We start from the raw sequence: 14,662 nt of genomic DNA, 5'->3' as shown, positions 1-14,662 counted from the left end.
TGTAAGTTAAATTCCTGTGAAGGAGAATGTAGAGTGGAAGAAAAACGGGAAATACAACAAATAACAGATAATAACAAAGAACAATTTGTAAACTTATTTAATTATTATCTCTATGAGCTTTCAGTTTACTCACAGGAGGATATCGGACCAGAAGGCACATTCGATATGGAAGATATCTCGCCATATTACAGGGATGTACGGTTGTATCCTTACTTTATTAAGCTTAATGAAAAAATCGTCGGGTTTATCCTCGTTACTTCCCCTCCTTATGTTGCAGAAGATGTGGACTATTCGGTGCAGGAGTTATTTGTATTGCCCAAATATAGAGGCACGAATATTGCCAAAGATGCTGTCATGCAAATTTTTAAAATTTTTTCGGGTCGGTACGATGTGGGTATGTTCAAATCGAATGTAAGAGCGGTCAAATTCTGGACAAAGATGCTGTCATCACTTGATATTCCTGTCGTTGTGGAAGAAGGCTTTATTGAGATTAAAGGAAATGTAATACAGACGATAGGTATGAAATTTACGGTATCCGATATGAAGTTACGGTTATAAATAAGAATTGGGAGCAAATCGCATGCAAAACAATTGCAAACTAATTTTGGTGGAAGGGTTGTGTGGGACGGGCAAATCGACGTTAGCTTATACACCTTTATAATGAGCCGCCAGAATTTCCGTCATTTATTTCATTAATTGTTGAACGATTCAGAAAATAAATCACGAAATACTTTTGATTATTCGATAAGTCAGCCTGTTGATAAAGTTCAACAGGCTTGTCGCGTTCAGGTGATAAATTCATATTCCTGGGTCTAATTTACCTTTAATTCAAAAATAATCTGATTTTCTGATGACACTTTGAGTCACCAATAGGCTTTCAAAGCACTACTTCCCTAATAGAAAAAGCCCGTAAAAATTTCTCTTTGCACCCCTCCCATTTCGATTCTCTATACATAAATAAACAAAAATATGAACTCCTTCATTCTTAACAATATCCTCAGTGTCAGAAGAGCCATCGGGTTACAAATTTGCTTCTATTGATTCAAACGAATTCTATACTGCGTACATGTTTTCTTACCTTGTTGATGAGAATCCCTCTGATGTCAGAGATTTTTTTGCTGGAAACGTTGCTTATTCAAGTAGTACTATAATGCCTGCTTACGGGATAGATGAATTCTGAAACCTAGTAATCGATTAACGTATTCTTCAACCGAATCTTACTTTTACTTCCAATTTAATTCCAATAACTATTGAGAAAGAGAGTATTTAAGCCCTATTTAGGGCTATTCCATTTTGCAGAGTCAGCAAAAGCTAAATTGAGTTTTTACGATGTGGTCCTTCAAATGAGAAAGCAGATGTTGCAGATAATCCTCTGATGGCTGCTTTTTCTGTTATATCCTTCAGAAAAAATGATCGAAATAACATAGAATGATGATAAAATAACGAGTATCAGCTCTTCAATGAAAAAGGTGATCGAATTATGAACACAATCAAGGATTTTTCGCTGCAACTAGCGCTAATAACAACGGCAATATTCACTTTTCAAATATTTATTGCGGGGAGACTTGAGAGAAATAATTACGTAAATATCATTCTATCTGTATTATTGGGACTATCTATCTTGTTATGTATGTCTTTTCCCACATACATTAGCGCCAATGTCCGTTTGGATATTAGAATTGTTCCCTTGCTTTTAGGTACGTTATATGGCGGCCTGCGAACAGGTTTATTTTTGTCCGCAATTATTATTCTTTATCGTTTTTATCTTGGGATTGATTTGGGATTGTATTCGACAATTCTGACCCTTTTAATCAGCATGCCGGTTATCGTGTTTTTTCAAAAGAATTTCACTAAAGCAAAGAAGAGAAAGCGGATAAACATAGCGGTGATTCTTTGCATCTACTATTGTCTTGTTGGAATCACAGTCGTATCTGTTTTGAAAGGTATTTCATTTAAGGTTCTTCAGGTACAGTTCATTTATATCCTGATTACCACGGTGGCTGTGTGGCTCTTCACTTCTTTAAATGAAACGATCAATGAAGTGCTTAGGAAGAACCAACAGTTGCAAGCAGATGTCAAGGAGGCGGAAATCGCCTTTTTGCGTTCTCAGATCAAACCTCATTTCCTGTACAATGCCCTGAGTTCTATTGCCGCATTGTGCATTGACGAACCCCATAAGGCGGGAGCATTGACGATAGATCTTTCGCAATATTTGAGAAGTAGCTTTGACTTTAAACAACTGGACTCACTAACAACGATTGAAAAGGAATTAGAGTTATTAAATGCATATATCAACATTGAAAAGACGAGATTTGGGACTAGATTGGTTGTGGAGTACGATGTGGACGCCACGCTGCTGGATATCCGAATTCCCCCGCTGATTCTGCAGCCGTTGGTGGAAAATGCCATCAGACATGGCCTGATGTCCAGTCTAAGGGGAGGGACCGTGCAAATATCGGTCAATCAGAAAGAGGACGCCGTTGTCAGCTTTGCCGTAGTTGACAATGGATACGGGATGAGTGAACAAAAACGGGAGGAAATACTTAAACCAGGTATGAACAAGAAAGGTGTAGGGCTGGGGAACATTAATCAGCGCCTCAAGCTTCTTTATGGAACTTGTATTTGTATTGAAAGTGCAGAAGGAAAAGGCACGCGAGTGTTCTTCAATATTCCCGTACAACCAGTCAAGCAGATTGGAGATTGAAGCATGTTGAGAGCCATTATCGTAGATGATGAAGAATTACCGATGAAACTTTTGAAGAAGCTGATATCCGATAGCGGCGAGATTGAAATATGCCACACGTTTCTGAATCCGCATCAGGCGTATGAATTTGTGAAGGCGAATCCGATACATATTGCATTTCTGGATATTTCTATGCCGGAGATGGACGGTTTGCAGCTTTCCAATCTGCTTTTGGAAACCGATGACTCCATCGACGTGGTCTTTGTAACCGCCTATGACGATTATGCGGTTCAGGCCTTCGATATGAGCGCTTTGGATTATCTAATGAAGCCTGTGTCCGCCCCGCGATTGGCAAAAACGTTGGACAAGATCTTAAAAAGACAGCGGAGCGCGGCTGTCAAGCCTTACACGCAGGTTCTGCCTGAACTGGTGTATGCGGAACAATCACTTAAAGAAAACCTAACTGAGCAGGAGACGAAGGTGTTACGGCTGCTCGCAGAAGGCTTGTCGAACAGGGAGATAGCCTCGCTCCTGAACATCACAGGGGATACTGTCAAGTTTCACATAAAGAATGTGTATAAGAAGCTTAAAGTCAACAATCGAGTACAAGCGCTGCAGCGTGCCAAAGAAGTAAGAATACTCTATTAATATCACCTATGTGTCGCGTTAAAAGACTACCCGATTGGGTAGTTATTTTTTTTAGAACATAGCGTTATAGTGGGGAAGATCGACAAAAGTTGACAAGAAGGAATGGGAGAGGCGTGCAACCTATGAGAAGAGTAAACATTAAGAAGAGACTAATCGCAGTGCTGATGAGCTTCGTACTACTTGTCCTTCCGATGATACAGAGTATTCTGGGAGGGGGAAAGGCCTATGCCGCAGGAACCCTAGTTTGGTCTGACATCACCGGATCGGAAGGGTTTAATACACCGCAAGGTCTGACCTTAGGCAGTGACGGTACGGTGTATGTGGCGGATACGCTTAATCAACAAATAAAAAAACTGCCGAACGGGAGCAGCGATTGGGAGAACATCAGCGGATCGGAAGGATTTAACAGTCCGGTTGGTGTGGCAGTAGGCAGTGACGGCACGGTGTATGTGACGGATACTAGTAATCATAAAATTAAAAAACTGCCAAGCGGAAGGAGCGACTGGGAGGACATCACCAGCTCGGGAGGATTTAAGTATCCGCAAGGTGTGGCTATAGGCAGTGACGGCACAGTGTATGTGGCGGATACTTCTAATAACAAAATTAAAAAACTGCCGAGTGGGGGCAGCACATGGTCTGACATCACTGGATCGGGAGGATTTAATAATCCGCATGGCATGGCCATAGGCGGTGATGGTGCCTTGTATGTGGCGGATACGAATAATCATCAAATTAAAAAACTAACGAGCGGAGGTAGCGCTTGGTCTAATATCACTGGATCGGGAGGATTTAAATATCCCTATGATGTGGCCATAGGCAGTGACGGCACGGTGTATGTGGCGGATTATATGAATCATCAAATTAAAAAACTGCGGAGTGGAGAGAGCACTTGGGAGAACATCACCGGTTCAGCAGAATTTATGTATCCGCAAGGTTTGGCCATAGGCAGTGACGACACGGTGTATGTGGCGGATAGTGGTACTCACCAAATTACAAAGGGGTCAAGCGCCTATACAGTAAGTTTTAACAATGACGGTGGTTCACCGGAAGCAACCGATCAGACTGTAATTAAAAATCATTATGCTGTAGAGCCGGAGGCAGAGACCAAGACAGGCTACACGTTCGGAGGATGGTATGGCTCCAGTAATTTTAGTGGCGCACCATTCGATTTTGCAACAACTGCTGTTACAAGGGACCAGGTTTTATATGCGAAGTGGATGAGCCAAGCGAAAGTCATTACAGCATTTAGTTTCGCTGGATTGAGCCCGGAGGCAACGATAAACGAAACGAACAAGACCATAGGATTGACCTTGCCTTATGGAACGAATGTAACGACGCTTATCCCAGTGTTTACAACAAAGGGAGCTAGCGTAATTGTAGGAAGCACTGTACAAGTGAGCGGAACAACTATGCAGAATTTCACAAGCGCAATAACGTATAAAGTTGTGGCGGAAGACGGCACGACACAAGACTACACCGTCATGGTAACGGTAGCGGCAAATACAGCGCCGACGGCGTCATCTGTGACCATTGCAGAAATGGCGCAAGTAGGCGTGCAACTGACTGGCACGTATACATTCACTGACGCAGATGATAAAGATACGGAAGGAACGTCCACATACAGATGGCTAAGCAGTTCAGACGGGACAACGTATATTCCAATTGCAGGCGCAACAAGCACAACATATACACCGGTAGCCGGCGACCAAGGAAACACGATTAAGTTTGAAGTAACGCCAAAGGACAACCATGGATTGGCTGGAACGCCAGTGTTTAGCGCAGCGACAGCAGCAGTAGCACCAGCAAGTACTAACATCACAGCATTTGATGCAATTGGCAATGTAGCGGCAGGCGCAGCAACCTATGCAAATGCAGAAGCCGTATCCGCAGCGTTATTAGCAAGCCATGCTACTGTAACAGCAAACGGCGGAACAATCACCGTGCCTGTAACCGCATGGGTAGATACAGATAACTACAACCCATCAGTAGCAGGCAGCTATACATTCACGGCAATATTAGGTAGCTTGCCAGCGTATACAACAAACACTGGCGGCTTAACGGCGACAGTCGAAGTTGTTGTAGCGCCAGCAGTTATAAACATCACAGGATTTGATGAAATTGGCAATGTAACGGCAGGCACAGCAGGCGCAGCAACCTATGCAAATGCAGAAGCCGTATCCGCAGCGTTATTAGCAAGCCATGCTACTGTAACAGCAAACGGCGGAACAATCGCGGTGCCTGTAACAGCATGGGTGGATACAAATAACTACAGCCCATCAGTAGCAGGCAGTTATACATTCACAGCCGTATTAGGCAGCTTGCCAGCGAATACAACAAACACTGGCGGCTTAACGGCGACAGTCTTAGTTGTTGTAGCGCCAGCAGTTATAAACATCACAGGATTTGATGAAATTGGCAATGTAACGGCNCAGCAACCTATGCAAATGCAGAAGCCGTATCCGCAGCGTTATTAGCAAGCCATGCTACTGTAACAGCAAACGGCGGAACAATCGCGGTGCCTGTAACAGCATGGGTGGATACAGATAACTACAGCACATCAGCAGCAGGCAGCTATACATTCACCGCAGTATTAGGCAGCTTGCCAGCGTATACAACAAACACTGGCGGCTTAACGACGACAGTCTTAGTTGTCGTGGCGCCAGCTACGCCAGTAGGAACAAACATCACGGTGTTTGATGCAATTGGCAATGTATCGGCAGGCACAGTAGGAGCGGTAACTTATGCAAATGCAGAAGCTGTATCCGCAACGTTATTAGCAAGCCATGCTGCTGTAACAGCAAACGGCGGAACAATCACCGTGCCTGTAACGGCATGGGTAAACACAGACAACTACAACCCGGCAGCAGCAGGCAACTATACATTCACAGCAACGTTAGGTAGCTTGCCAGCGAATACAACAAACACTAGCGGCTTAACGGCGAAAGTTTTAGTTGTCGTAGCGCCAGCAACGCAAGTAGGAACAAACATCACAGTGTTTGATGCAATTGGCAATGTATCGGCAGGCACAGTAGGAGCAGTAACCTATGCAAATGCAGAAGCTGTATCCGCAGCGTTAATAGCAAGCCATGCCACTGTAACAGCAAATGGCGGAACAATCACCGTGCCCGTAACAGCATGGATAAATACAGACAACTACAACCCGGGAGCAGCAGGCAGCTATACATTCACAGCAACGTTAGGCGGCTTGCCAGCGAATACAACCAACACGGGCAGCTTAACGGCGACAGTTGAAGTTATCGTAACAGCACCATCAGGAGGAGGTGGAGGAGGTGGCGGTGGTACAGCATCGCCAACAAGCGACACCCCAGTAACCTCAACGGATGGCACATTAACGCTTCCTGTAGGCAAAACAGGCAAGGTTAGTCTGGGGGATGCCATCACGATCTTGATTCCGGCGGATGCTACAAGCAAAGAGCTGAAATTAACGATAGATAAATTGTTGAATATTCAAAACCTTGTAAAGGATAAAGACGTTCTAGCCAGCCCCGTCTTTGAAATTCTGAAAAATTTCTCAGAGAGCTTTAGTAAATCGGTCACCCTGACGTTTGCTTTCGATCCATCCAAATTAAGGGGCAATCAAACCGTAGCCGTATTCTTTTTTGACGAAACGAAGAAGGAATGGGTGAAAGTTTCAGGCGGTGCTGTTCACGATGGTCATATCACCGTAGAAGTGAACCACTTTACGAAATACGCGGTATTCGTTGTAGGTCAAGGGGCAACTGAACCAACACCAGACACGATGCAGCCGGCGATAACGTTAAGTGACATCTCTGGGCACTGGGCCGAGGCCAACATCAAGCAAGCGATAAGCAGAGGGATTGTCAGCGGTTACCCAGATGGCACGTTCAAGCCTGGGAAAACCGTGACGCGCGCAGAATTCGCGGTCATGCTGATGAGTACGTTGAAGCTGCAAGGTGAAGGAGCGGAGCTGACTTTTACAGATTCAGCGCAGATCGGAGCATGGGCCAAAAAAGCGGTGGCGCAAGCAGTGCAAGCGGGCATTATTAATGGCTACGAGGACGGCAGCTTCCGTCCAGATGCAGTCATTACACGCGCAGAGATAGCAGCGATGATTACGGCTGCGCTGGGTAAGTCTAGCCAAGCGAACGCTGCAACCGGCTTCGCGGACGACAAGGACATTCCAACGTGGGCGAAAGCAAGTGTTGCTTACGTGAAGCAAGCAGGCATTGTGCAAGGGAAAGGCGATAACCAATTCGCCCCTCTAGACAATGTGACGCGAGCAGAGGCTGTGACGGTGCTGCTCAATATGTTGGCGCAGAAGAGCAAGTAATGCAAGGTACTAGAATTTAATTTAAACGAAGCAGTCCCTTATCAAACGGGGTCTGCTTTTTTTGCTTCTATTTCCAAGTCGATTCGTTGGATGGTAGTTTACCTCGACAAATAATAGTGAATTTATGGTATATTTGATATGAGGAATACCTTTATGGAACGGTGGTACGTGCGTTGAGTGAAAAAGAAGAAGTACTGACAGGCGGGAATGTGAACAAGATTATACGAGTAGGCGACACCATACGCCGAGATGCTAGCAACAATCCGTATGTAAATGATCTTTTGATTTATTTAGAAAAAAACGGGTTCAACAATGCGAGGCCACTGAAAAAGTCCCTATTAAAGTTGAAAAGGTACAGTTTCTCAAATGATGATCTCGCCGCGGGTTACTCCACGTTTCAGCGGTAAACTTCCCAGATGCATGTAATGTAATCTGCGAATCAAGTAAGGAGGTAAGGGATGGTTAATCCGAAGTGAAATAACCTTTTCCGCTTTTAGGGAGTGGATAAGTAACGTTGATATTGGAACTTAGCTCACTGCAGCACAAAGGGGTAGTATACTCGAATATTTGAAAAAGTGATAAAATGAAGCTAGAAGACATGATTAAAAGGAGCCTCCAAATCAACAATGTAGTTACGAACCGCTGCATGAGTTAGTTGTACCAAGGTTGTGAGGGGAGGGATGAATTTTGAAGAGTAGGTCTTATCGAGTAGCTTTAGGTCTTATTGTAGTTATTGTCTTAGTTGGTAGCTATTTTATCTTTTTGAAACAAACTGGCCATGTATCTAACGTGAAAAATACCGCGTCTTACATCAAGGTTACAAACAAATCCCATTCAGATGATTTCAAGAAGTACTGGATCTTGGCATATGATCCGAACAACCAGAAAGAAAATGAAAAATTTAAAATAAATATTGAAGAAAACATGGTCTGGAATTTAATCGAAGTAGGAAAAACTTATTTTGTATCATATGAACAAGAAAATGATCAAATTAGGTTGCTTGCCATAAAACATATAGATTAATCATATAGTAAAAGGATATAACAAATAAAAATGCTGGATATTAGCAAATACTAATATCCAGCATTTTATTTGTTATATTTTAATACGTAAAGGTTTTATCAAACCCTGCTGTATCTATGGTGCCACTAGATGGTTGATATAGTACTGAGAGCCAATATAGAGTTAACTGATAGGTGGCATTAGATTTAGCTGTTGTGTCATGTACATAGTTCCCAACGACTCTATTATATGCATTTGAATCAGTCTTTTTCATTCTTAAATACGCTGTACCTTTTTCAAATGTAGGATTTCCATACGGATGTATACTAGCATTCCATAGACTTTTCCATTCAAAGCCATATACTGATGTTTGTGCCGGTCTTCCGCCACAATTTGAGTCAGCTGACCAAGGACCGGTTGATTGATAAGCCCAATATGTTTGACAGGAGTTTTCACTTGATATGATTTCCCATCCTTGGGGTACTGCAACACCAATGGAATCATTAATTGTGACAATACCTTTTTTCCATAGAAACTGAGGGTACACATCTTGATGATAAACACCATTCACTGACACCTTGAAAGTATCAAACCAAACATCCAGGTCGGATGTTGGAATAGTCGCCATGGGTGTAAGTTCGCCATCATTACCAGAATCTATCTTTACTAGATTATTTTCCTCATCTAATCGATATTTTTCCACAGTACGGCCCTGATACTGCATTTCAGTTCCAGATTTGCCCACAATAAACTCTTTATCCTGAAGTAACGTCACATTAAGATAAGATTGAGGGAATCCACTTTTTAAAAGTATCTGGTCTAATTGTCTTTCGGACATTTTTCCATTTATAGGTGCTGCAGCAGCTCCAACTTGGACAGATGCTAGAATAAAACAGATTAACAATACAATTGATATTTTCTTCATATTACTACCTCCGATTTTTTTGTTGCTTTTGAAGATAACCCAAACTAATGGCGAATCTATTAAAATTAAACAATAGTTACGCCTACTTACAACTAAATTCTCCCTTCCCATACTTTTTTTGGTCACATATATTAGACACTATGAAATGAAGATGTGTTCCAAAAAATTACAAAAAAACAGTTTATTTTATTTTTAACCTCTACTATATACGAGGCTGCGGTGTTGATTTCACTCCACTTTCTTCTAGAATCAATGCAAAGTAGTGATACTTGACTGGATGGCGTCATAGCAGCGTAACCATCGCAGATCATATATTTTAAGATCTTTGCTTTCTTTACAAAATTGACAAATTCACATAACCGAGATAGCCATGAATAGTGAGTGTTCGCCCAATCCGGCACAGGCAAAGTTTAGGATTGGACTATTGGCGCGCGCAATACGGCAATTCAGTTTCTGGATACACAAAAGGAGTTCCTTATGGGGAACTCCTGAAATTACTCATTATGGATGACTTTACAGCAGCTGCTCTTAAGGTACTTCGGACGAGAGAGGGGTAAACTATCTACGAGGAAAGGATCTATTTCACTATGTCTGCAATCCTCTTCCCATTTTAGACTTCTTAACGACGATTGCCCCTCCTCATCGGGAGGCTTGACCTTATTTACAATAGCTTTGAACTAGCCCTTCAGCTTTTCATCAAGCGTTTCTTCCGGTATTTCGAAGCCGCATGCTTGAAGTAAAGGAAGAGGGTGGGGCTGTCTGGACAAGTGTTTGTTTTCTTCCATGTCAGGTCGAGCCAGGCTGCTACCTCGAAACGTCTTTAATAAGGGGTACCGCCAACAAAACGCGAATAACTTAACCAATGAAAATGAGTGACACTATAGTAAACAATGTATAGTCATCCATCTTTTTTATTTCATTGATTATTAAATAACTATACCTATTTCCATAGTAATTATAGTATACTTTTGTGTTTGGTGGAGGACGTAGCCCAAGCGAAGGCGCAGGAGCCATTTGTTTTTATTTCTGGGTTTCAGCAGGAGTGAGTTTAGATGAGAGTAGTTTCCCTTCTAACGAAGGAAGGAAAAACCAGGTATATGCTATTGGATCAATTAAATGAGCCTGTTAAGCCTGTTCTTCAGTATTTGAAGTTCAAGGATAATAGCGGTTCAGCAAGGAACACGTTGCGATCCTTCTGCTTTCATTTAAAGCTGTTCTTTGAGTTTCTGGGACAGATCAATAAGGATTACCGCGAAATTGGCTTGGATGAGATGGCTGAGTTCATGAGGTGGTTACAGAACCCGTTTGGAAATACAAAGATTCAACCGCTTCAACAGCACGACCCTATTCGTAAACCAAGAACTGTAAATATTATCATCAATACAACCATTGGATTCTATGACTATTTGATGCGGCACGAGGATTACAGTATTCAATTATCAGAGCGTTTAAAAAAGCAGGTATTGGGATCACGCAAGGGATTTAAAGACTTCCTGTATCACATAAACAAAGACAAAGTTATTCATATGAATATCCTCAAAATCAAAGTTCCCAAGCAAAAGCCCAAAACGATATCAAGGGAGAAAATAAGTCAGTTACTCCAAGCATGCGAAAATTCTAGGGACTTTTTCTTGGTTCAATTATTATGGGAAAGCTCAATGCGAATTGGTGAAGCTCTTACACTATGGTTGGAGGATTTTGAGATTGATGCCAGAAGGATTCAGATTCGGGATCGCGGTGAATTAGTAAACTTTGCTGAAATTAAAACGGTTGGTAGTCCACGCAGTATTGATGTATCCGCTGAATTAATGAACCTGTACCTAGAGTATGTCGCAGAATATCATACAGATGATGTGGACACTAATCATGTTTTTATTAAAATATCTGGAGCGAATAAAGGCAATCCACTGGAGTACAGTGACGTGGTTTCTTTGTTTCGAAGACTGAAAGCGAAAACTAGCATAAATGTCACTCCCCACATGTTGCGACATACGTCACTCACAGAACTGCGTAAAGCCGGTTGGCGCGATGAACATTTGATGAAACGAGCCGGTCACGCACATATACAGACTACGATGCAGATGTATGTCCATCCTAGCGATGAGGAAATACGCAAGGATTGGGAAAAAACTGAACAGAGTATGAAATTACATCACAGCAGTAAGGAAAGTGACAAATAATGATTATTACATTGCAATCGAGTCGAATCGATTTAATATCACAAGAAATGAAAAATGCTATTACTGGATATTGGGAAAATGATATTTGGTACTGTGAACACCCGATATTTGACGATTTCAGAAAAACCATCTGGGATAAAACGTATCAAAAAATAAACTTTATCCCCTTTCAGGCTGAACTGAAAAATGAAATCAAGTTTTTTATAATCGATCGATTGAAAAACCAAGGAGTTAAGCTACATAACACACTGATTAGAAATTACTCAAAAGCATTCAAGCATTTCTCTGACTTTTTAAATCGATTTTATCCGAATATGAAGAGCTTTAGTGATCTGGAAATAAGTAAAGCTATAATTCAACTTCGTTCTTTGTTAATAGAAAAGGGACTAACCGTTTATAATGATGGGAAATTAACGAAGTATGAAAATTTGCTAAACCAATTACACCTTTTCTTTAAAGACTTCTATGATACACGTGATGAATTCCAAAAAGACATTTGGGACATGCGAAACATACCAGGTGCCAGAATCGTTCCACACGAATCACAGCATCTTCTCAATTTTACTGACGTTCCATCTCACTTTCGTAATATGTTAAAGCGATATATTAAATTTCGAGTCAGCCATCGATCACCTGGTCAATGTAGCCTTGATCTTAGAGCGGTTAGGGTGTTTTTAACATTCATTCATAAAACATATCCATTATGGGATGGCTTGAAATTATTATCCCGCAAAGATGTTGAGGATTATCTTGTATTTTATCGAGATTTTACAAAAGACCACGTAGCCGTGGCCCAACGTATATATTTAATAGCTCTACGGGTATTTTTTGAGACAATTGAACGACTTCAATATAAGGAAGCCCCCCAAACACCGATAGCATTATTGATTTTTAGAGAAGACCTCCCACGTTATATAAAGCTAACAGAGAACGATATTAAGCAATTCCAGAGGGGGTTATTCAACAACTTGAGGATCATTTAGAACATCTTACACCGAAAGAATATATCCCCGTAGTTCTGTTGCTTCGTGCTTCAGGATGGAGGATTTCTGATATTCTTAATTTACAATATGATACTTGCTTAGATAAAACTGCTCAAGGATGGTATTTATGCGGGGATATTATGAAGACGCAAGTGTTGAATCATCGTGTACCAATTACGGAAGAAGTTGCTGCCGCAGTCCAAGCAGTAATCGAATCTATAAAAGAACAAAGTAATGAGCAAAACAATCCCAGAAAGTATCTATTTGTCATGCTTGATGGCAAACGAAAAGGTCGCCCACCGGAATCTCGTCAAATCAGTAGAAGTTTAAATCGATTAGCAAAGTGGAAAAGCATAATCGATGATCAAGGAAGGTTGTTTCATTTCAAAAACCATGCTTTCAGGCACACCAAAGGCATTGAATTGATTAATAATGGCATGAACATTTTGCATGTTCAAAAATGGATGGCTCATGTTTCACCCGAGATGACGTTGCATTACGCTAAGATACTCGATACTACCATGAGGAAATCATGGGAAGAAGCAACTAAACAAGGGATATTTCGCATTGATGTAGTGAATAAAAGACCAGTGAAAATAGCTTTAGCTGATATTGAAAATGAAGAAGTAATTGAATGGGAGTACATCCGACACAATTTAGATGCGGTAAAAATGGAACTTGGCTACTGCATGAAGCCAATTAAGCAGCCCTGCCCTACTCAAGCAAATCCTTGTTTATCTTGTCGTAATTTCTGCACAACTCCAGAATTTGTTTCTCAATACGAAGCTGAAATTAGAGAAAAAAAGGCGGTTATTGAGCGCGGCAAAGCCTTAGGACGTCAGGTATGGGTTGATAAGAATCAGGCTACTCTTGAGCGTTTAGAACCCATTCTGGAGGCTCTAATGGAAGGAAAGATCCACCATCAAGCCGGTAAAAAAGGCCGTGAATACATTGGGGAGGATCGCAGCAGCCATGCCAAGTAACCATACAAGGAATACTGAGGGTGTGAGGCAGCATGCCCAGCATAAGAAGTTGTCCGCCGTGATGAAAGTCGACGAAGCAATTCAGCGGTTAATTAGGCTTAAAGGCAAGATTAACTTCAATAGTATATCAATGGAGTCTGGTGTTTCAAAACCCTATCTTTACAACCACCCGGAAATTCGCGAACGAATAGAAATGCTGCGTAAACAACAAGAAGGGCTTTCCTCTTCTGTTCAACAAAAACGCGAAATGACTGATGCAAGTAAAGATGTATTGATTGCAGCAAAAAATAAGCGCATAAGGGAACTGGAGACCGAAAATAAGCGTCTCAAAGATGAATTAATGCGTTTGCGAGGTAAAATTTACGATAATTAGCGGATATTCTTATGAGTAAGAAGGAGTATCATAAGCAGCTTCAGGATGGCATCGATGAAATGGAAGCAACGATTGAGCGTCTTAGAGAAGAAATAAGCCAGCTCCTTAAACAAAAAAGCAGATCTCTCTAAAGAGATAAAGGAGTTACAGAAAGATCAATCGGCTTTATAAATAAAGGATGTTGTTGTTCAATGAAATTATTGTTTTAGACTGACGGCTAGTTATTCAACTAACGGGCAGGATAATGGAAATGCCTGGAGAAGAGATTATGGGATGTAAAAGTGAAAAATAGACGTTTTGGGATATGTCCATATTCAATGGTATTTATTATCGGAGGCTAGAATTTATGCAAAGTAGATTAGAACAAGACATTATTTCAACGGCAGAAAGCTTCACAAATAATTTTTCTGATAAAGGAAATTTCGATTTTAGTGTACAAAGCTTACGTAAAGTAGACGACATTCTTGAAGAATTATGTGAGTATGAAATAGATAATGATTCTTTGGATTGTGTTTCTTCTATGGTTGGAAGTTACATTTTCGAAGTAGCAAGAAGGAATTATGGTGGCAAGTA

General features: G+C 41.4%; 11 protein-coding genes and 2 pseudogenes. 12 read left to right on the top strand and 1 reads right to left on the bottom strand.

The genetic code is table 11. The features are described 5' to 3' along the window. The first annotated feature begins 33 nt into the window (after positions 1 to 33). The 7 genes and pseudogenes from BC351_RS37020 (at position 34) to BC351_RS36990 (ending at position 8,666) form a co-directional block, all read left to right on the top strand. Entirely contained in the window at positions 34 to 558 is a 525-nt protein-coding gene (locus tag BC351_RS37020; protein ID WP_079414474.1) for a GNAT family N-acetyltransferase, read from the top strand. A 922-nt stretch (positions 559 to 1,480) separates the two neighbouring features. Further along, complete coding sequence (locus BC351_RS43120) at positions 1,481 to 2,704, top strand: sensor histidine kinase (protein WP_208629908.1); 1,224 nt, start codon at positions 1,481 to 1,483, stop codon at positions 2,702 to 2,704. Positions 2,705 to 2,707: 3 nt separating this feature from the next. Further along, positions 2,708 to 3,331, top strand: coding sequence for a response regulator transcription factor (locus BC351_RS37010; RefSeq protein ID WP_079420619.1), 624 nt, complete (start codon positions 2,708 to 2,710; stop codon positions 3,329 to 3,331). A gap of 122 nt (positions 3,332 to 3,453) precedes the next feature. Then, positions 3,454 to 5,759 (top strand): annotated as a pseudogene (locus BC351_RS44540) (InlB B-repeat-containing protein); the annotation flags it as partial. 1,332 nt (positions 5,760 to 7,091) lie between these two features. Then, positions 7,092 to 7,643, top strand: a complete 552-nt coding sequence (locus BC351_RS44535; protein ID WP_425270962.1) for an S-layer homology domain-containing protein — start codon at positions 7,092 to 7,094, stop codon at positions 7,641 to 7,643. A 173-nt stretch (positions 7,644 to 7,816) separates the two neighbouring features. Next, a complete protein-coding gene (locus BC351_RS36995) occupies positions 7,817 to 8,050 on the top strand; it encodes a hypothetical protein (RefSeq protein WP_079420613.1) in 234 nt (77 codons plus the stop codon). Positions 8,051 to 8,330: 280 nt separating this feature from the next. Beyond that, complete coding sequence (locus BC351_RS36990) at positions 8,331 to 8,666, top strand: hypothetical protein (RefSeq protein WP_079420611.1); 336 nt, start codon at positions 8,331 to 8,333, stop codon at positions 8,664 to 8,666. Between the two features lie 79 nt (positions 8,667 to 8,745). Here the strand turns inward: BC351_RS36990 and BC351_RS36985 are convergent, their stop codons facing one another. Beyond that, positions 8,746 to 9,570, bottom strand: coding sequence for a hypothetical protein (locus BC351_RS36985; protein WP_079420609.1), 825 nt, complete (start codon positions 9,568 to 9,570; stop codon positions 8,746 to 8,748). 1,052 nt (positions 9,571 to 10,622) lie between these two features. Here BC351_RS36985 and BC351_RS36980 point away from each other — a divergent pair. The 5 genes and pseudogenes from BC351_RS36980 to BC351_RS36965 form a co-directional block, all read left to right on the top strand. Then, positions 10,623 to 11,750: a tyrosine-type recombinase/integrase gene (locus BC351_RS36980; protein WP_079420607.1), complete on the top strand. Its 1,128-nt coding sequence runs from the start codon at positions 10,623 to 10,625 to the stop codon at positions 11,748 to 11,750. Further along, the gene (locus BC351_RS43695) at positions 11,750 to 12,733 is read left to right on the top strand and encodes a hypothetical protein (protein WP_244209305.1); all 984 of its coding nucleotides are present in this window, start codon (positions 11,750 to 11,752) and stop codon (positions 12,731 to 12,733) included. Before BC351_RS36980 ends, BC351_RS43695 begins: the two co-directional genes overlap by 1 nt. Before the next feature lie 38 nt (positions 12,734 to 12,771). Further along, positions 12,772 to 13,716 (top strand): tyrosine-type recombinase/integrase, encoded by a 945-nt coding sequence (locus BC351_RS43690; protein ID WP_244209304.1) that lies wholly within the window; start codon positions 12,772 to 12,774, stop codon positions 13,714 to 13,716. Then, positions 13,706 to 14,089, top strand: coding sequence for a DUF6262 family protein (locus BC351_RS36970; RefSeq protein WP_079420605.1), 384 nt, complete (start codon positions 13,706 to 13,708; stop codon positions 14,087 to 14,089). The genes BC351_RS43690 and BC351_RS36970 overlap by 11 nt, the downstream gene beginning before the upstream one ends. Before the next feature lie 346 nt (positions 14,090 to 14,435). Further along, positions 14,436 to 14,662 (top strand): annotated as a pseudogene (locus BC351_RS36965) (hypothetical protein); the annotation flags it as partial.

The sequence above is a fragment of the Paenibacillus ferrarius genome (assembly GCF_002027705.1).
Classification (GTDB): Bacteria; Bacillota; Bacilli; order Paenibacillales; family NBRC-103111; genus Paenibacillus_E; species Paenibacillus_E ferrarius.
The sequence above is the reverse complement of the archived record's forward strand: the minus strand, read 5'-3'. Positions and strand labels throughout refer to the sequence as shown.